Origin of the sequence: Acidobacterium capsulatum ATCC 51196, assembly GCF_000022565.1 — a bacterium.
GTDB lineage: Bacteria > Acidobacteriota > Terriglobia > Terriglobales > Acidobacteriaceae > Acidobacterium > Acidobacterium capsulatum.
The window spans coordinates 3,818,637-3,835,456 of the sequence record NC_012483.1; the positions used below are offsets into that span (position 1 = coordinate 3,818,637).

General features: G+C 60.6%; 17 protein-coding genes. 5 read left to right on the forward strand and 12 right to left on the reverse strand.

Annotated elements, in window-relative coordinates:
• Nucleotide 1: 1 nt before the first annotated feature.
• From ACP_RS15720 to ACP_RS15730, 3 genes are read right to left on the reverse strand one after another with little or no spacing between them, the layout of a single operon-like run.
• A complete protein-coding gene (locus ACP_RS15720; RefSeq protein ID WP_015898322.1) occupies nucleotides 2–1,000 on the reverse strand; it encodes a transglutaminase family protein in 999 nt (332 codons plus the stop codon).
• An 11-nt stretch (nucleotides 1,001–1,011) separates the two neighbouring features.
• Nucleotides 1,012–1,968, reverse strand: coding sequence for an alpha-E domain-containing protein (locus ACP_RS15725; protein WP_041839670.1), 957 nt, complete (start codon nucleotides 1,966–1,968; stop codon nucleotides 1,012–1,014).
• A 2-nt stretch (nucleotides 1,969–1,970) separates the two neighbouring features.
• Nucleotides 1,971–3,437 carry a circularly permuted type 2 ATP-grasp protein gene (locus ACP_RS15730; RefSeq protein ID WP_015898324.1) on the reverse strand — a complete coding sequence of 489 codons (1,467 nt, stop codon included), beginning with the start codon at nucleotides 3,435–3,437 and terminating at the stop codon, nucleotides 1,971–1,973.
• A gap of 266 nt (nucleotides 3,438–3,703) precedes the next feature.
• Here ACP_RS15730 and ACP_RS15735 point away from each other — a divergent pair, with 266 nt between their 5' ends.
• A complete protein-coding gene (locus ACP_RS15735; protein WP_015898326.1) occupies nucleotides 3,704–4,459 on the forward strand; it encodes a proteasome-type protease in 756 nt (251 codons plus the stop codon).
• 54 nt (nucleotides 4,460–4,513) lie between these two features.
• On the opposite strand, the gene ACP_RS15740 is transcribed toward ACP_RS15735, so the two are convergent.
• The 4 genes from ACP_RS15740 to purH all read right to left on the reverse strand — a co-directional run bounded on the left by ACP_RS15740 (nucleotide 4,514) and on the right by purH (nucleotide 7,605).
• Nucleotides 4,514–5,002, reverse strand: a complete 489-nt coding sequence (locus tag ACP_RS15740; RefSeq protein ID WP_015898327.1) for a nucleoside deaminase — start codon at nucleotides 5,000–5,002, stop codon at nucleotides 4,514–4,516.
• A 20-nt stretch (nucleotides 5,003–5,022) separates the two neighbouring features.
• Complete coding sequence (locus ACP_RS17520; RefSeq protein WP_015898328.1) at nucleotides 5,023–5,397, reverse strand: EamA family transporter; 375 nt, start codon at nucleotides 5,395–5,397, stop codon at nucleotides 5,023–5,025.
• A 1-nt stretch (nucleotide 5,398) separates the two neighbouring features.
• Entirely contained in the window at nucleotides 5,399–5,881 is a 483-nt protein-coding gene (locus tag ACP_RS15750) for an EamA family transporter (protein WP_148215185.1), read from the reverse strand.
• An 83-nt stretch (nucleotides 5,882–5,964) separates the two neighbouring features.
• Complete coding sequence (gene purH / locus ACP_RS15755) at nucleotides 5,965–7,605, reverse strand: bifunctional phosphoribosylaminoimidazolecarboxamide formyltransferase/IMP cyclohydrolase (RefSeq protein ID WP_015898330.1); 1,641 nt, start codon at nucleotides 7,603–7,605, stop codon at nucleotides 5,965–5,967.
• Between the two features lie 119 nt (nucleotides 7,606–7,724).
• Here purH and ACP_RS15760 point away from each other — a divergent pair, with 119 nt between their 5' ends.
• On the forward strand, nucleotides 7,725–8,624 hold the full coding sequence (locus ACP_RS15760) for a rhomboid family intramembrane serine protease (protein ID WP_015898331.1): 900 nt from the start codon (nucleotides 7,725–7,727) through the stop codon (nucleotides 8,622–8,624).
• A 70-nt stretch (nucleotides 8,625–8,694) separates the two neighbouring features.
• Here ACP_RS15760 and ACP_RS15765 read toward each other — a convergent pair whose 3' ends face one another.
• Together ACP_RS15765 and ACP_RS15770 are read right to left on the reverse strand one after the other, a co-directional pair.
• Nucleotides 8,695–9,141 carry a helix-turn-helix domain-containing protein gene (locus ACP_RS15765; protein WP_015898332.1) on the reverse strand — a complete coding sequence of 149 codons (447 nt, stop codon included), beginning with the start codon at nucleotides 9,139–9,141 and terminating at the stop codon, nucleotides 8,695–8,697.
• Nucleotides 9,142–9,213: 72 nt separating this feature from the next.
• Nucleotides 9,214–10,002: a dienelactone hydrolase family protein gene (locus tag ACP_RS15770; protein ID WP_015898333.1), complete on the reverse strand. Its 789-nt coding sequence runs from the start codon at nucleotides 10,000–10,002 to the stop codon at nucleotides 9,214–9,216.
• Nucleotides 10,003–10,264: 262 nt separating this feature from the next.
• Between ACP_RS15770 and ACP_RS15775 the strand changes: the two genes are divergently transcribed.
• Nucleotides 10,265–11,461: an MFS transporter gene (locus ACP_RS15775; RefSeq protein ID WP_015898335.1), complete on the forward strand. Its 1,197-nt coding sequence runs from the start codon at nucleotides 10,265–10,267 to the stop codon at nucleotides 11,459–11,461.
• Between the two features lie 55 nt (nucleotides 11,462–11,516).
• Here ACP_RS15775 and fabG read toward each other — a convergent pair whose 3' ends face one another.
• Genes fabG through ACP_RS15790 form a run of 3 tightly spaced genes read right to left on the reverse strand, consistent with a single transcriptional unit; the run spans nucleotide 11,517 to nucleotide 13,860 of the window.
• Nucleotides 11,517–12,263 (reverse strand): 3-oxoacyl-[acyl-carrier-protein] reductase, encoded by a 747-nt coding sequence (gene fabG / locus ACP_RS15780; RefSeq protein ID WP_015898336.1) that lies wholly within the window; start codon nucleotides 12,261–12,263, stop codon nucleotides 11,517–11,519.
• A 36-nt stretch (nucleotides 12,264–12,299) separates the two neighbouring features.
• A complete protein-coding gene (locus ACP_RS15785) occupies nucleotides 12,300–12,932 on the reverse strand; it encodes a TMEM175 family protein (protein ID WP_015898337.1) in 633 nt (210 codons plus the stop codon).
• A gap of 34 nt (nucleotides 12,933–12,966) precedes the next feature.
• Nucleotides 12,967–13,860, reverse strand: a complete 894-nt coding sequence (locus ACP_RS15790) for a YqjF family protein (RefSeq protein WP_238525588.1) — start codon at nucleotides 13,858–13,860, stop codon at nucleotides 12,967–12,969.
• Between the two features lie 62 nt (nucleotides 13,861–13,922).
• On the opposite strand from ACP_RS15790, the gene ACP_RS15795 reads away from it, so the two are divergent.
• Together ACP_RS15795 and recA are read left to right on the forward strand one after the other, a co-directional pair.
• Nucleotides 13,923–15,506: an FAD-dependent thymidylate synthase gene (locus tag ACP_RS15795; protein ID WP_015898339.1), complete on the forward strand. Its 1,584-nt coding sequence runs from the start codon at nucleotides 13,923–13,925 to the stop codon at nucleotides 15,504–15,506.
• Nucleotides 15,507–15,649: 143 nt separating this feature from the next.
• Nucleotides 15,650–16,732, forward strand: a complete 1,083-nt coding sequence (recA, locus tag ACP_RS15800; protein WP_015898340.1) for a recombinase RecA — start codon at nucleotides 15,650–15,652, stop codon at nucleotides 16,730–16,732.
• Nucleotides 16,733–16,820: the final 88 nt, after the last annotated feature.

A 16,820-nucleotide genomic window follows, 5' to 3' on the forward strand; every position in this document is an offset into this window, starting at 1 on the left:
TCTACTGCTGCTGCTGCTGTTGTTGTTGCTCAATCTGTTGCAGTTGCAGAATGGGCGAGGCCTGCGGCAGCAGTTCCTGCGCACGCTCTACGTGAATCGACCAGTCTTCGGGAATTGGCCAGTCCTGGTCGAGTGCGGGCGCGGATTCATGTGCGGAAACCTGCACGGCAACATGTAATTCTTCAGCGCTGGTGCCGCGGTACACGCCACGCGTAGGGGGGACATCAGCATAGTCGCGGCCGAGCGCTGTGCGGATATGGGAGTCATGCGCAAGCAGGTTGTTGGTCGGGTCAAAGCTCACCCATCCCAGATGCGGCAGAAAAGCGTCTACCCAGGCGTGAGTGGCGAGAGGCAGCTGCCTCTCCTTCTCAACACGGGAGTGATGCTGATAGCCGCTGACGTAACGGCAAGGGACCCCCAGATGTCGCACCAGGGCGATCATCGTGTGGGCATAGTCCTGGCAGACGCCCTGGCGTTGCGCAATTGCTTCGTCAATGCTGGAGTCCACACGGGTACTCTGCGGCGCGTATTCAAAATATTCGTGCAGCCGTGCGTTCAACTCACGTAGCAGCGTCATCGGGTCATCGCGGCGTCGTACTTCCAGTTCCTGGGCCAGCGCCAACAAGCGCGGAGTGGGCAGAGCAAATCTGCTCGGCAGCAACATCTCCCAGTAGTCGCCCTGTGCCACCAGCTTGTCGAGCAGTTGCCAGTCGTCGGCTGCCAGTTTCTCGGGGACGGGAGCAAGCTGCTGCATCTCGATAAGTGATTCCGCAATGATCACCAGCGTGTCGTGCTCTGCTGGAATATCAAAATGATGCACGCTGTTGCCCAGATGGTCCCGGTAAGAAAAGACGCGGCAGCGTGGGCTCACTGACAACGCAAAGTGCAGGCAGCGCTGGTTCGTATCCGTTCGGGGATGCATCCGGGTCTCCATCAGCGTCTCGCAGATGGGGCTCGCATACTGAAATCGGGTGAGATGGCGAATCGAATAAAAATACATACGCGCTCCGGTTACATGGCCAACGCCGTGTCAATGGAATAGCTGATATAGAGCCGATAGATCAGCTCCTGAATCATTCGGCATTGATCGAGCACCTGGCGCAGATAGGCCGCGGCGTCCTGCTCGATGATTTCACCGATCTGCGCGAAGCTGAGAGAAGCCCGCAGACGACCCGCGCGGCGTGCCAGTTCATCGGCGCTGGCGCGATGGCTGTCCTGTTCAATGCCCGCCAGTGCTTCGACAATCGAATTTACCGAATACCACAGCGAATGCGGAAAGCGTCGATGAAGCAGCAGGAATTCCAGAATGCGCTCCGGGGTCAGGTCCGCGGTGTACACCGTACAGTAGGACTCGAAAGCGGCACAGCACCGCAGCAGGCCCACCCATTCGACATACTGGCCGGCATCGGCAAAGAGATCGCGATTTGAGAAGAACTCGCGGTAGTACAGTTCCAGCAGCGTAGCGGTCTGCATGGCCCGCTCCATATAGCGTCCGGCCCGAATGAACTGCCAGCCTTCTCCATGGGTCATGGTCGTGTCGGTGACGCCCTGAAAGAGATGAACGCCATCGAGGATGGTCTGCATGGCGTCAGAAACCATGGCCGGGCGTCCGGAGAGATGCATCTCGCAGAGATGGTGATATAGGCTGTTCAGCTTCTGCCATTGTTCGCTGCTGAGTTCGTCGCGCACCTGACGTGCGCTCTCTCGCGCCAGCGCCACACAGGCCGCTGCCGAGGCGCGATTACCCATGTCAAAAATCAGCGACTCAATGGTCGTGTCGCCGTCGGTTTCCTCCAGGCCAGCCGGGTTGCTGAAGGCCTGCAGCACGCGCCGCCAACGCGTCTCCCTGCGGGTGTGTGAACCTTCCAGCATCAGGTTCATGTTCACGTCCACAATCCGGAGGGTGTTTTCGGCGCGCTCCAGATAGCGGCCTATCCAGTACATGCTGTCTGCTACCCGGGAGAGCATGGCTATTCTTCCAGTACCCATGTGTCCTTGCTTCCTCCCCCCTGCGATGAGTTGACCACCAGTGAGCCCTTTTGCAGCGCAACGCGCGTCAGTCCGCCTGGTGCAATGTGAATCTGATCTCCGTAGAGAATGTAAGGTCTGAGGTCGACGTGCCGAGGCTCGATGCGATCGCCCATGAGACAGGGTGCGCGAGAAAACGTCAGAGTTGGTTGCGCGATAAAGTTGCGCGGGTTGGCATTGATGGCGTCCCGAAAGCGGGTGCGCTGCTCCGGGGTGCTGTGCGGCCCAATCAGCATGCCATAGCCGCCTGATTCGCCCACAGGTTTGACTACCATTGATGCCAGATTGGCGAGCACGTGCTCCCGCTGCACATCATCGGAAAGCAGAAAGGTCTCGACGTTGTTGAGCAGAGGTTCTTCGCCGAGATAATAGCGAATGATGCGTGGAACATAGGCATAGATCGCCTTGTCGTCGGCCACCCCAGTCCCGAATGCATTGGCAATCGTTACATTTCCTGAACGGTAAGCATTCAGCAGGCCGGCTACGCCAAGGATGGAATCAGGGCGGAAAGCGAGCGGATCGCTGAAGTCGTCATCGACGCGGCGATAGATCACATCCACCCGGCGCAGCCCCGCCGTGGTGCGCATGTAGACGAAGTTGTCATGCACCAGAAGGTCGCGTCCCTCCACCAGTTCTATGCCCATCTGACGCGCCAGATAGGTGTGCTCAAAGTAGGCGGAGTTATAGGAGCCGGGCGTCAGCAGCACAATCGTTGGCTCCGGGCGGCTTTCTGGTGCGAGCGAGCGCAGCGTACTCAGGAGCATCTGCGCATAGTGATCGATGGGGCGAACCCGATATTTGCGAAAGAGCTGCGGCAGCGTTCGCTTCATCGCCCGGCGGTTGGTCAGCATATAAGAGACCCCGCTTGGCACGCGCAGATTGTCCTCAAGAACCACGAATTCGCCCGTGCTCAGGCGTAGTAAGTCCGATCCGGTCACAGCGATATAGATATTTCGAGGCACCTGCAGGCCTCGCATCTCGCGGCGAAAATGACGGCAGGTATACACAATTTCCCGCGGCACCACGCCGTCGTTGAGAATCTTGCCTTCGTGATAGATGTCTCGCAGGAACAAGTTCAGCGCCATAATGCGCTGCTCCAGACCCTTGGAGATGATCTCCCACTCCTGGTGCGTAACAATGCGCGGCAGCAGATCGTAGGGGAAGATGCGCTCGGTACCCTCTTCGCGCCCGTAAACCGTGAAGGTAATGCCCTCCGTAAGAAAGGAGAGATCCGCCGAACGCTTGCGCGCCTCCAATTCCTCTGCGGGCATTGCTAGAAAGGCCTTCAGCAGTTCGCGATACTCCGGCCTGGGCTCGCCTGACCGGTTGAACATTTCATCGAAGGCATCGTCGAGCGGGTATTGCTCCAACGCGCGGCTGTTGGACGGCAATAAATCGGAGGGGGTCATACGGCCGCCCCCGCCAACTGTTGCAGGGCGCTGCAGCAGACCAGAAAGGGAAGAAGCTCGGCCGCTGGACCGCTTCTGAAAATGGAAATGAAATCGACGTGCCCATGAGCTCTTTGCATCGCGCTATCCTGTCTTTACCTTGGGGAAGACACACGGCGGTTTTGAGCTGAGGTGCGACGTGGAACGTCAGCGATTGCCTATTTAGTAGCAGCGTATGGCCCACAGTGCAAGCAGGAAATACAACGGAGACGGGTACAAGCATCGCCATGACCTATTGCGTAGGCATTAAAACTCATCAGGGACTCCTTCTTGCGTCGGATTCGCGCAGCAATGCAGGCTACGACCAGGTCAACACCTGCCGCAAGATGTTCACCTTCGTAACGCCCGGTGAAAGAGCCATTGCCGTGCTCACCAGCGGAAGCCTTTCGCTCACGCAGTCCGTGACCACGATGCTTCGCCGCAGCTATCGCGCGGGGGAAGGGTTGGCGGCGGCCGCAACGTTTTACGATGCCGTGCGTGTGATTGGAGAGTGCATGCGGCAAGTCGCCGACCTCGACCGCGCGGCGCTGGAGAAAGACGGCCTGAACTTCAACATTCACATGCTGGTGGCCGGTCAGATACGGGGAGAGGAACCGCAGCTCTACATGGTCTATCCACAGGGAAACCCCCTCGCCGCAACGGCGGAGATGCCGTTTCTGCAGATCGGCGAGTACAAATACGGGCGGCCCATTATTGAGAGAGGCGTGGTCTACTCCGCCACCACTTTGGAATCAGCAGCGAAGTATGCATTGCTGTCCTTCGATGCGACCATGCGTTCCAACGTTACCGTCGGGCCCCCCATCGAAATGCTGCTCTACCGTTCCAACTCACTGGAGTTCGACGAGTACCGCAGCTTTGGAGCGGACGATCCTCTGATGCTTTCTATTCATAGCCAGTGGGAGCATTCGCTGCGCCATGCGGTCGAGCAGTTGCCGGAGATTCCCTTCAAGGCATGCCTGCCCGGGACGCAGCCCGCGGAGTAGCGCGCTCAGGCTTCGTCGAGTGAAAACCGGCGCGACAGAAAACCAGCAGTCTTTTTAATAAGGCTGCTTGAAGGGGCTGGCATCCCAGGCCGCAAAGCTTGCCTGCGCCTCTTCACGCAGCAGTTCTTCGGCAGGCAGTGAGCGCTCGGCGGTCGGCAATGCCATCTCTCGATAGAGAAACGCATCATCAAAGCCGGCGCGTGCGGCGTCTTCTGCATTGGCTGCGAAGTAGATGCGGTCCAGGTGTGCCCAGTAGCAGGCGGCCAGGCACATGGGGCAGGGCTCTGAGCTGGTGTAGATCACGCATCCCCGCAGTTCAAATACCCCCAGGTTGCGGCAGGCTGCGCGAATGGCATTCACCTCGGCATGCGCGGTGGGATCGTTTGTGGTGAAGACGCTGTTCGCGGCTTCGGCTACTACCTTATCCTCGCGAACAATGACCGCTCCGAACGGGCCGCCTTTGCCTGCCTGAACATTCTCAAGCGCGAGTGCGATGGCTCGCCGCAGAAAGGTTGCATGTGTCTGGTTCTCATTCGATGCCATCGACTTTGCCCTCTTTGCCTCTACCGCTTGCCCAGCAATACCAGCGAGACGCCCAGCGCCACCAGAGCCACCCCAATCCAGCGTTGCCGCGTAACTTTCTCTTTCAGGAAGGTCACGCCGCCAAATACGCCGATCACGTAACTGAGCGCCGTCATGGGCACCACAAAGCTCACCGGCAAAGCCGCCAGCGCGCCGAGCAGCGCAAAGAAGCCCGAAGCCATCATGGCCACGCCCAGCCACATCCAGGGCTCCCGCAGCGCACGCAAAATCAGGCGCGCCAACTCGGCAGGATGAAAGCCCTTGGCTTCGCCCACTGACTTCATGGCTCGCGAAACGCACAACTCGCCTCCGGTGCCGGCCACGACAATCAGGGCAAACAGAATGAAGTCTTTCATCTCAGGCCTGCTCCACTATTTCGGTGGCTGCTGCCGGGGGCGCGGCGGTTTTAGGGTTGGTGCGTCCCACTACGAAAACGCCGAGGCAAATGATGGCGATGCCGGTCCACTCGATCGGGCTGACATACTCTCTCAAGATCAGCCAACTCAGCAGTGCGGTGACGCCGTAGCCGAGCGAGGTGGCAGGCTGCACAAAGCTATAGTCGGCCCAGGAAAGCACCAGCGCGTAAGAGATGAACCAGCCGATCAGCGAAGCAACGCCGATCCAGATCGCCGGAGTGCTAAAGATATGCAGAGCCGTCAACCACAGCATGTTCAGTGGCCAAATGGCGAGCGTGCCAGCGTGCTTCATGCCCATGCCCAGCATCACGTTGCCAAAGGGCATGGCCACAATGGTGACCAGCAGCATCAGGTAAGTCTTGAAAGGAAGAGCCGGGTGCGTCGTCTGCGCACTCCCGGGGTTGGGTACTCGTTCAGTGGCCACAGCTTCATCTTATAAGGAGGAGAAGATGCCGGCAGGAAAGAAGCAGGAGGGATGAGCGTGCTCTCGCCCATCCCCCATGTGATCTAGTGCCGGAAGTGCCGCATGCCGGTTACAACCATGGCGATGCCGAGCCGGTCCGCGGCGGCAATGACGTCTTCATCGCGCACCGACCCTCCGGGCTGAATCACCGCCGTCGCTCCTGAGGAGACGACAACTTCCAGGCCATCCGGGAAAGGAAAGAATGCGTCGGAAGCGGCCACGCAGCCCTGCAGCGGCAGCACGGCCTTCATGGCGCCAATCTTCGCGGCGTCCACGCGGCTCATCTGGCCAGCGCCTACGCCTATCGTCTGGCCGTCGCGCGCGTACACAATCGCATTCGACTTCACGTGCTTGCAGATCTTCCAGGCAAACAGCATCGAGGTCAGCTCGGCGTCCGTGGGCTGGCGCTGCGTGACCACCCGCAGCTCGCTCGCCGTGATGCGGCCCGTGTCAGCATCCTGCAGCAGCAGACCGCCGGAAACCTGCTTGATCACCTGCCCCGGCTGCGCGCTCTTCACTTCGATGAGGCGCAGATTCTTCTTCGCGGCAAAGCGCTCTTTGGCTTCGTCCGTGAAGCCCGGTGCCGCGATGGCCTCTACAAACAGTTTGGCAATCTCTTCGGCGGCTTCGCCATCTACCACGCGATTGATGCCAATCACGCTGCCAAAGGCGGATACCGGATCCGTCGCAAGCGCCTTGCGATAGGCCTCAACGACTGACGCTCCAGTGGCCGCGCCGCAGGGATTGGTGTGCTTGATAATCGCCACCATCGGCTCATCAAATTCCTGGGCCAGCTCCCAGCATGCGTCCAGATCCACCAGATTGTTGTAGCTCAGCTCCTTGCCCTGCAACTGCGTCGCCCCGGCAATGCCTGTTCCGCTGCCATCCGCATACAGCGCGGCGCGCTGGTGAGGATTCTCGCCATAACGCAACGGCATCGCCAATGGATAAGCAATGCGCAGCGCCGCAGGGAATTCTGCTGGCTTGTCATCCTTCGTGTGTACCGGAGCCTCAGCCTCGGGCGCGGCAATCTTTTCGAGCGTGTTGGCAATGGCTGTATCATAAGCTGCCGTCGTGGCAAAGGCCTGCTTGGCCAGCCGCCAGCGGGTTTCCAGGCTCAGTGCGCCCTGATGTGCCTTTAGCTCTTCGGCCAGCGCGGCATAGTCGCCGGCTGAGGTCACGATGGCCACATCCTCAAAGTTCTTTGCTGCCGACCGCACCATCGAAGGGCCGCCAATGTCGATGTTTTCAATCAGGTGGCCTACCGTTACGCCGGGCTTGGCGGCCGTCGCCTCAAAGGCGTACAGATTCACCACCACCATATCGATGGGCTCAATGCCGTGCGCCTCCACGGCGGCGCGATGCTCGGCATTGCCGCGAATGTGAAGAATACCGCCATGCACCTTCGGGTGCAGCGTTTTCACGCGCCCGTCGAGCATCTCAGGAAAGCCGGTCAGCTCTGAAATGTCGCGCACCGCAAGGCCTGCTTCCCGCAGGGTCCGCGCCGTTCCACCGGTTGAAACCAGCTCCACACCGTATGTGGTCAATGCTTGAGCAAATTCCACCAGCCCTGTCTTGTCGGTTACGCTCAACAGCGCCCGCTGTACCTTCTTCAAACCGGTCACGTCTCTCTCCTGATTATTTTGTCGGCAATCTTTGAAGCCAATACGACCGTCATCCTGCATTCAACATCCCATTTTACGAGACAGAACCAGGATGAATCGTTTGGACGCGCCGCTCCTCCGCGCTGGAGCCGGAGTTTGTCAGAGTAGTGCCCCTAACGATAGCCTGAAGAAAGAGATTTATGCGGCGAGAGACAGGGCAGACATACAGAAACGGCATGGACCAGTCGCCCGAGATTCTTCCGCCCGGTTCCTATCCGTCACAGGCGGAGCCGGACTACTACGCGGCATCCTCTGAGCCTACCTACACGCGTCCTCCGCAACGCAGCCACTGGGCCATGGCTCCCGCCACCTACACCTTGGTGGGCATCAACTGCCTCGTCTACTTGTGGATGTGCCTGCGCGGTTTCTCGCCCTGGGCGCCAACCACTCTGCAGCTCTATTACAGCGGAGCGAACATCGGCCCCCTTGTGCTGGCACACCATCAGTGGTGGCGGCTCATCACCGCCATGTTTGTGCATGGCGGCATCATTCACCTGGGCGTGAATATGTGGTGCCTCTGGAACCTCGGTCTGCTCGCCGAGCCGCTGATGGGGCCTGTCGGCGTCTTTGCTGCCTATCTGCTCACGGGGTATGCCGGCGATATCCTCAGCGTGGCCCGGCATCCTGGTGTGGGCGGTGGTCCACAGGGAGTGGTCTCGGTCGGTGCCTCTGGCGCCATCTTTGGTCTGGCTGGAGTGCTGATCATCCTGCTCAAGTCGCCGCTGTTGCCGATTCCCAAGGCTGATCTGAACAAGCTGCGCCGCAGCGTCATCTGGTTTGCAGTGCTGAACCTGGTGCTGGATGCCGGCATCGATTTCAGCCACTTCTTCATTCAGGTCGACAACATGGCCCACATCGGGGGATTCCTTTCGGGCATGGCTCTCGGTCTGCCGATGGTGCCACGTATCGGTTCGCGGCCAGAGATCTTTCGTACCCGGCGCAAGCTGGCGATCGTTGGTGTCACTTTCCTGCTGCTGCTGCTGACTTTCGGAGTCTATTCGTTCTGGATGGGGCACGGAAGCACGCCAAGGATGCGATAGCCATACACAGGTACAGGCCGGGCCGGGGAGATACTCACCCGGCCCGCCAGTTTATGAATCGGAAGCGTGGTTACTTGGCTGCTGTGGCTGCGAACTTCTTTACCATTGCCAGCAGCAGTTTGCGGTCACTGTCATTGAGGTTTGAGGAATAGCGTCGGATCTGGGTAAGAAAGCGCAATTCATCGTCCGTGAGTTTCTGCGTGTTCAACTCGCGCCCTAGCGAGTCTTCCGCAAAAAACTGGGCCAGCGGCAGGTCGAGTGCTCCGGCAATCTTGGCCAAGGTGTCCAGCGAAGGAACGGTGTGACCGTTCTCCACCCGGGAAAGATAACAGCGCAACAGTCCCGTTCTCTTTTCGATGTCCCCCTGCGATAAGCCCTTCTGCAGCCTGTATCCCCGGATTGTCATGCCAATTTTCATCATTTTTGCTCTTGCCTGTACTTTCCCCTCGCTTGTGTTGGCGACAGAGCCGTGCGAGGTGTTGGCTGCATAGTTAACACGCCACAGAGGCGCATGCAAGAAGTATTTTCATCCGATGCGTCTTTTTGCTAATTTCAAACGTCTAGCACCGGCCAATGCGTCTTCTGAGCGTCATTCCCCAGGGCGAGACGTCTCCTTCTTTGAGACTTTCAGCTCGCGGGCAAAGAAAGCCCGCATTCTTGCCTGCGCATCGGCCGCATCGACCGCGCGATACCCCATCCGGTTATTAGGGTTCTCAAAAGCGTGTCCAGCACCGGGGTAGGTCTTGATTTCGATCGGCTTGCCCAACGAGTGCATCGTCTGCTCAAACTGAGCGACTTCCTGCGGAGTCACAACCGGGTCGGCTCCGCCAAAGATACCCAGAACGGGAGCATGAATCTTTGCCAGTTCCGCGCGGTTCTGCGGCAGCTCGCCATAGTTGATGGCCACGGCCTTCAGTGCGGCGTCGTGAACCGCCAGCAGTGCCGCGTAGCCTCCTCCCATGCACCATCCCACCGCGCCGATGCGGCGCGCATCCACATTCTTCTGTGCCGCCAGGTAGTGCGCAGCTCCCACCACATTGGCGGTGGCCTCTTCCGGTTTGAGCGCCATGTCCAGTTGCCGTGCGACCCGAGGATTCGTCGTGACTTTACCACTATAGAGATCCACGGCCAGCGCAACGTAGCCCTCATGGGCAAGCTGCTGTGCCTGCTGTTCGATCCAGGGGTCCAGACCCCACCACTCATGAATCACCACAATGGCCGGATGCTTGCCATGGCCCGCAGGCTCGTAGATCAGTCCATGCACGGTTTGTCCGGTGCTGGTCACGTACGAAATTTTCTGCGGACCGGCGGCCATTAGCGAGGCTGGGAAGAGGATCAGAAAAGCAATCAGAGCAAAACGGCAGAAGCGCGAGCGCATCAGATGAGTCTCCCGGAGAGCGCAAATAAACGCCCAAAGCATGACACATTGCTGGTGCATTTGTATGCAGAGAAATGAAGAAAATGCATGGCGCGCAATCGTGGTGTAGTTCCCATGAACACAATGTCATCTATCTCGACGGCTTCGTCTTCGAGCTGCGCACCAAAGCAGATGCCGGGGCCAGAGGAATCTTCATGCCTTCGTCCGTTACATTGGTACGTCAATCCTTCGACAGAGATCTCACAACATTGAGGAGTAGTGGATGCAAAAGCAGCGGCGGCTTCCGCCGGTCTGGACGATGGGCCTCACCAATGCAACTTTTGGCATGATGGGCGGATTCGCCGTCGTTACTCTGCCGCAAATCCTGGCCGCCGAGGGCGTGCCCGGCGGACACATCGCAGCCATGACCGCTGCCGTTATCTCTCCCGGCTTCTGGGTCTTCCTGCTCTCGCCGATGCTTGATGTGCGCTTTCGCCGCCGTACCTACGCGCTTGTCTTCGGCGTGCTCACTGCATTGGGCGTGGGATATACCGTGCTGCATCACGGCAACGTCGCGGCGACTGAGGCCGTCATGATTGTGGCCTACACCGCGGCGGCGCTCTATCAGGGCACTGTCGGCGGATGGACGGGCAGCCTCATCACCCACGAGCAGGACAGCCAGCTTGGCATGTGGTTCAACGTAGCCAACGTCGGCGCGGGCGGGTTGATCGAGATCATCGGCGCGCCCCTCATCCTGCACTCGCCCCCTGTGCTGGCCGCCTCTGTGATGACCATCGTCATGCTGCTGCCCATGCTTTCCTTCATTGCCATTCCAGCACCCGAGCCGGACAAGATGCTGGCCAGCGAGAGCTTCGGGCGCTTTTGGCGGGAGGTGGCATCGTTGCTCAAACGGCGCGACGTTCTCGTGGCACTGGCGCTCTTTGCCATGCCTTCCGCCTCGTTTTCTCTTACGAACGTGCTCGGTGGCCTCGGCAAGGACTATCACGCCAGTCCCCACATCGTGAGCCTCTTCGCGGGTGTGGGTTCTGTCGTGGCGGGTATTGGCGGCAGCTACCTGGTGCCGCAGCTTGCCAAAAAGTTTCCGCTGCGCCCGCTCTATTTGGGCATTGGATTCATCGGCGCGCTCTTCACACTGGGCACGTTGCTCCTGCCCCGCGCGCCCTGGACCTTTGGTCTGGTCTTTACCGGCGAGATCATCTTTCAGTCACTTGCCTTCACGGCCATGAATGGCATCACCTTTGAGGTGATTGGCCCGGACAATCCCTTGGCGGCCACCCTCTTCACCGTGCTCATCGCGGCCTCCATGCTGCCCATCACCTACATGGGCTTTCTCGATGGATGGGGCTACGATCGCGGCCACCTGATGGGCAGCTTTCTGATGGATGCCGGCCTCAGCATGGCGGCCTGCCTTCTGCTGGCATGGCTACTCTTTGGCAGAGAGCGGCGCAGCCGGGCTTAGAACATCGCTTGGAGTGGGAGGGCGGCATGGGCCGGATGGCCCACGCCGCCGCCCATTACATGTACATGCCGCCGTTCACGTCGAGCACATGCCCGGTGATGTAACCGGCCTCGTCTGAAGCCAGAAAACGCACCGCGGCCGCGATGTCTTCGTCCGTGCCGGGGCGGCCCAGGGGAATCTGCCCCAGCATCGCGCCGCGCTGCTTCTCATCGAGCACCGCCGTCATGGCCGTTTCGATGTAGCCCGGTGCCACGGCATTGGCCGTGATGCCGCGAGAGGCCAGTTCCCGCGCCAGCGATTTGGTGAAGCCGATCATGCCGGCCTTGCTGGCTGCGTAGTTGGCCTGTCCTGCCTGTCCGGTTTCGCCCACCACGCTTGAGATGCTGATGATGCGGCCCCAGCGAGCCTTCATCATGGCGCTCACAAATGCCTGCGTCAGCAGAAACATGCCTGTCAGGTTCGTCTGTATGACTTCATCCCAGTCGCTGCGCTTCATGCGCAGCAGCAGCGTGTCGCGCGTGATGCCTGCGTTATTCACCAGAATATGCACGGGCCCCAGGCGTCCCAGCGCGTCCTTGGCCACCGTCTTGATCGACTCTTCGCTGCTCACGTCGAGTACGAAGATCTCGGCCGTGCCGCCGACCGCGGCAATCTCAGCCGCTACTTCCTGCAGTTTGGCTTCGTTCCGGGCAGCAAGGCCCACGCGGGCTCCGGCCTTGGCGAGCGCCAGCGCGCAGGCGCGTCCAATGCCCTGCGAGGCTCCAGTTACAAATGCGTTTTTTCCTTCGAGAGTTCCAGCCATCGGTGCAATTTTCCTCTGGCCGATTATAGAAGGCGCTCAGACCTTTTTGCTGCGCCCCGGCAGGCGCGGCGCCACCGCATAGTTGAGCTGCACCAGCAGAATGAAGCCGATGCTCCAGCGTGTGCCCAGCACGCACAGCAGCGCGCCCAGCGCATAGAGGCTTTGCGCCACGACCACTCTGCGCCGCACCGCGCGCCGAATCTCCAGCGGAATCTCTGCCTTCAACAGCCCGGCCCGCGTGGCATAGCGCCAGCTTGCGTAGAGCAGCAGCCCGGGCAGCAGAATGTTGAACCAATAAACCACGAGCGCCGTGCGGTAGGCCAGAAAGTGCGCCAGCAACTGCGTAGTGAAAGGCATGACGGTGATGGTGAAGAGAAAGCCCAGATGCAGCCATGACAAATCACGGTCGCTGCGCTCAAAAAAGTGGAACTGCGTCTGCTGCCCATTCCAGAAAATGCCGAGCGTCATGAAGCTCATCAGGTAGACGAGCACCTGCGGAGCCAGCGTCCACAGTGCGGCCTGCAAGCCGTGCTCGGAGTGAATGGCTTCGCTGGCCGGCAGATGCAGATCGAGCACCAGCAGCGTCATGGCCACGGCAAAAATGCCGTCACTCAGCGCGGCCAGCCGTTCCAGGCTTTGATTGGCAATCCGGTTGTAGAGCGTAGCCATCGAAGGTGAGTGTAACTCTGCTGGCGAACGGGAGCTACAGCGGCTTCGGCACAGGAACCGCTGCTCCCGCGCGTAGCTTGCTCAACGCGGGCACCGTCTCCAGGTTCCACACGTACACCACCAGTTCGCGGCTGTAGTGCAGCAATGGCTGGGTGCCGGGCAGGCGAAGGCCATGCGCCTCGGGCAGCTCATTCAACTCAATCTCCGCTTCGGCCTGCTCCAGCGGCCAGGGCATGTGGTGAATGTTACCCTGATAGAGTTCGCCCGAGTGCCCTGGAGTGAAAAGGGCATAGCGTTCGGTCAGAAAATGTTCGATCAGGCCCTTCTCCGCCGGCTTGCCCAGGCTGCGGTAGCGCGCCTTGAAGCGAACCGGCTGTGCGCTCATGCGCCGCTCGCTGGTGTAGTGAAACCATCCGGTGCCACGGCCGGAGATGTCCTCGCCGGACTTCTCTTCCTGAATACCCATCCTGGCCCAGAAGTAGGGCAACTGGAAGAAGAGGCGCGCCACGGCCACGGCCAGTGGACTGGCTGCATCCAGCGAGAAGAAATAGACGCCCGGCGTATTTTTGCTGCGGTCTCGCACATAGGTGCGCAGGTTGAGCTCAGGAAAGCGGTTCGCGCCGGGAACCGAGGGCAGTCCGCGCAGGCGCACCCGGTCCATCCAGAAGGGCACTACGCCGATCCATGCCGAGCCATCGAAGGTATCCACGGCCAGCGAAGAGGGAAGCAGCGCATTGATTTCCTCAGGCGGCACCGGCCAATGGGCAAACAGCAGGTCATTCCAGCGCTGCAGCATCGTCCAGGGCCGGTTGGGCAGAGGCCATGGGCGATGACTGGTCGCGGAAAGTATCTCGTTCATGCCATTCGATCCGCCACGCCTGACACGGGCGCGGGCAACTTCTTTATCGTATGCCAGATCGATGGCCATCAGGGGTGATTCTCAATTCCCCACAGAGAAGTGCACCCGGAATGCCGTATTCTGGACGCGACATGCCCGACCTTCAGGCCGAACTCCCCAGCACGCAGAACGTCCCCGAGCACTCGCAGAACCGCACCGAAGTCTTCGCCGTACATGGCGCCGATCCTGAGGTGCTGGCCTATGCCATGGCCAAGTACTCGCGCTCGGCGCTCTCCATGAAAGAGTCGCTCAAAGAGATCAGCAGCCAGCGCGCTGAGCAATTCCTGAACACGTTCTATTTTCAGTACGGCCACCGCTCCATTGCTGATCTCGCGCACATTGCTTTCGCCATTGAGCGCCTCTCGCTGCTGGCGGCAATCGAACTCGTCGACGAGCAGCGCTGGGACGGCCAGGAACGCTCCACGCGCTATCAGAACTTCCGCAAGTCCGGCTGGTATCTGCCGGAGTTTGGCGCGGAGGCCCCCGCCCGCGCGCGCTATATCGAGTCCATTGAGTCGAGCTTCGCCGCCTACCATCAGGTCGCCGACGGCATGCTGGCCATCTACAAACAGCAGGTGGCCTGCCCGCCTGAGATGAAGCCGGAAGCCTACGAGCGCACCCTGCGCGCCCGCGCCTTTGACGTGGCGCGCTATCTGCTGCCCCTGGCCACCAACACTTCGCTCGGCCAGATTGTGAATGCGCGCACGCTGGAAACACAAATCTCGCGACTGCTCTCGCACCCGGTGGCGGAGATTCGCCAACTGGGCGAGTCCCTGCGCGAGGCATCGTCCAACCCCGCATGGAATGTGCATTCCGGCGACCTGGCCGGTCTGCAGAAACGCATTGCGGAGTCTGATCCGGAGCTGGCCGAAGAAGCGCGCGCCATGCTGACGCGTGAAGTGCGCCCCGCGCCCACGTTGGTCAAATACGCATCGCCGAACTACTACCAGATGGAATCGCGCCGCGAGCTGGCGCAGGCCGCGAGTGAAATCATGGGCGGCGCGCCCATTGCCGAGGCTCCGCTGGTCGATCTGGTTGAAAAGACCGAATCGCTCGAAGCCGAGATTGCCGCCACGCTGCTCTATGCCCACTCGCATTACTCCTTCCGGCAGGTGCGCGACACCGTCGCCGCGCTGGGTGAGGCGCGCTGCGCTGAGATCGTGGAGATGGGGGTGCGTCATCGCGGCCGCCACGACGAGTTGCTGCGGGAGTTCTCCGCCGGACAGGCCCTGCGCTTTGACATCCTCATGGACATTGGCGGCTTCCGCGACATGCACCGCCATCGCCGCTGCACGCAGATCATTCAGCGCTTGACCGCGCTGCACGGCTTTGATGAGCCCGATGGCATCGCAGGCACAGAGCTGGCCCCGGTCTTTGCCCAGGCCTTGACCGCGGCCCATGCCGCTTATGCGGAGCTGGCCGCGAGTGCGACGCCTGAAACGGCCTCTTCGGCGGCCTATGTGCTGCCCCTGGCCACCCGCTGCCGGGCGCTCTTCAAAATGGACTTCGCCGAGTCGCTCTACATCTCCGAGCTGCGTTCCGCTCCGCAGGGGCACATGTCCTACCGGCGCGTCGCCTGGGAGATGTACCAGGCCGTCGAGCGGCAGCACCCGGCCCTGGCGCGTCATTTCCGGGCGACGGACGTGCATGAACCGGTCGATCTGCTCAAGCGGTGACCATTACCTCGGTTTGGGTGGCTTCAAAGCTCTCTGCAGCGACTCCCGCTCCGGTGGTACACTTCGCTTAACTTTCACCCCGCATTGAGTGGGAATCAGGAACCGGCGCTCACGAAGCGCCCGCAAATTCTGGAGTTTTTCACGTGGCTGACGATCGTTCTCGCGCCGTAGAACTGGCGCTCTCACAAATCGAAAAGCAGTTCGGCAAGGGATCCATCATGCGCCTCGGCAGCAAGGAAGCCGTGGTGCCTATCTCGACGATCTCGACCGGCTCCATCTCCTTTGACGCCGCGCTCGGCGTGGGCGGCGTGCCGCGTGGCCGCGTGGTGGAGATCTTCGGGCCGGAATCCTCGGGCAAAACCACCATCACGCTGCAGATCATCGCCGAGGCTCAAAAGGCCGGCGGCATGGCCGCGTTTGTGGACGCCGAGCATGCGCTCGACCCCATCTACGCGCAAAAGCTGGGCGTCGATGTGGACAATCTGCTCGTCTCGCAGCCCGACTACGGCGAGCAGGCGCTCGAAATCACCGAGGCGCTGGTGCGCTCCGGCGCCATTGACGTGCTCGTGGTGGACTCGGTCGCCGCGCTCGTGCCCAAGGCCGAACTCGACGGCGAAATGGGCGACTCCCACGTCGGCCTGCAGGCGCGCCTCATGTCGCAGGCGCTGCGCAAGCTCACCGGAACAGTCTCCAAGTCGCGCACCTGCCTGATCTTCATTAACCAGATTCGCGAAAAGATCGGCGTCATGTTCGGCAATCCGGAAACCACCACCGGCGGCCGAGCGCTCAAGTTCTACTCGTCGGTCCGCGTGGATATCCGCCGCATTGCCGCCGTCAAAGAAGGCGACACCGTGGTGGGCTCCCGCACCCGCGTCAAGATCGTCAAGAACAAGGTCGCAGCGCCCTTCCGCGAGGCCGAGTTCGACATTCTCTATGGCGAGGGCATCTCGCGTGAGGGCGACGTGCTTGACCTCGCCGTGGCTCACAATATCGTGGAGAAGTCCGGCGCGTGGTACAGCTACTCCGGCGAACGCATCGGCCAGGGTCGCGAAAACGTTCGCAGCTTCCTCAAGGAAAATCGCGATACCTTCCAGCGCATCGATACGCAGTTGCGCCAGAAGCTCGGCATCACTCTGGCCAATGTGCCGCAGGCCGAGGTCCCCGCGGTTCCGGCCAACGGTGCTGCCGCCGCGCAGGACGCCGTCAAACCCTCCCGTCGCGGATAGGCTTCACTTTCGCGGATAAGCTTCACTTTCATCATGCATAAAAGAGGCCGCTTTGGCGGCCTCTTTTCGTTGTGTGGTCAACGAAGCC

What these genes read in the sequence shown, in the direction of transcription:
- ACP_RS15720 (WP_015898322.1), bottom strand. Translation starts at nt 1,000, where the DNA reads ATGTATTTTTATTCGATTCGCCATCTCACCCGATTTCAGTATGCGAGC.
- ACP_RS15725 (WP_041839670.1), bottom strand. Translation starts at nt 1,968, where the DNA reads ATGCTCTCCCGGGTAGCAGACAGCATGTACTGGATAGGCCGCTATCTG.
- ACP_RS15730 (WP_015898324.1), bottom strand. Translation starts at nt 3,437, where the DNA reads ATGACCCCCTCCGATTTATTGCCGTCCAACAGCCGCGCGTTGGAGCAA.
- ACP_RS15735 (WP_015898326.1), top strand. Translation starts at nt 3,704, where the DNA reads ATGACCTATTGCGTAGGCATTAAAACTCATCAGGGACTCCTTCTTGCG.
- ACP_RS15740 (WP_015898327.1), bottom strand. Translation starts at nt 5,002, where the DNA reads ATGGCATCGAATGAGAACCAGACACATGCAACCTTTCTGCGGCGAGCC.
- ACP_RS17520 (WP_015898328.1), bottom strand. Translation starts at nt 5,397, where the DNA reads ATGAAAGACTTCATTCTGTTTGCCCTGATTGTCGTGGCCGGCACCGGA.
- purH (WP_015898330.1), bottom strand. Translation starts at nt 7,605, where the DNA reads ATGCAGGATGACGGTCGTATTGGCTTCAAAGATTGCCGACAAAATAAT.
- ACP_RS15760 (WP_015898331.1), top strand. Translation starts at nt 7,725, where the DNA reads ATGCGGCGAGAGACAGGGCAGACATACAGAAACGGCATGGACCAGTCG.
- ACP_RS15770 (WP_015898333.1), bottom strand. Translation starts at nt 10,002, where the DNA reads ATGCGCTCGCGCTTCTGCCGTTTTGCTCTGATTGCTTTTCTGATCCTC.
- ACP_RS15775 (WP_015898335.1), top strand. Translation starts at nt 10,265, where the DNA reads ATGCAAAAGCAGCGGCGGCTTCCGCCGGTCTGGACGATGGGCCTCACC.
- fabG (WP_015898336.1), bottom strand. Translation starts at nt 12,263, where the DNA reads ATGGCTGGAACTCTCGAAGGAAAAAACGCATTTGTAACTGGAGCCTCG.
- ACP_RS15785 (WP_015898337.1), bottom strand. Translation starts at nt 12,932, where the DNA reads ATGGCTACGCTCTACAACCGGATTGCCAATCAAAGCCTGGAACGGCTG.
- ACP_RS15790 (WP_238525588.1), bottom strand. Translation starts at nt 13,860, where the DNA reads ATGGCCATCGATCTGGCATACGATAAAGAAGTTGCCCGCGCCCGTGTC.
- ACP_RS15795 (WP_015898339.1), top strand. Translation starts at nt 13,923, where the DNA reads ATGCCCGACCTTCAGGCCGAACTCCCCAGCACGCAGAACGTCCCCGAG.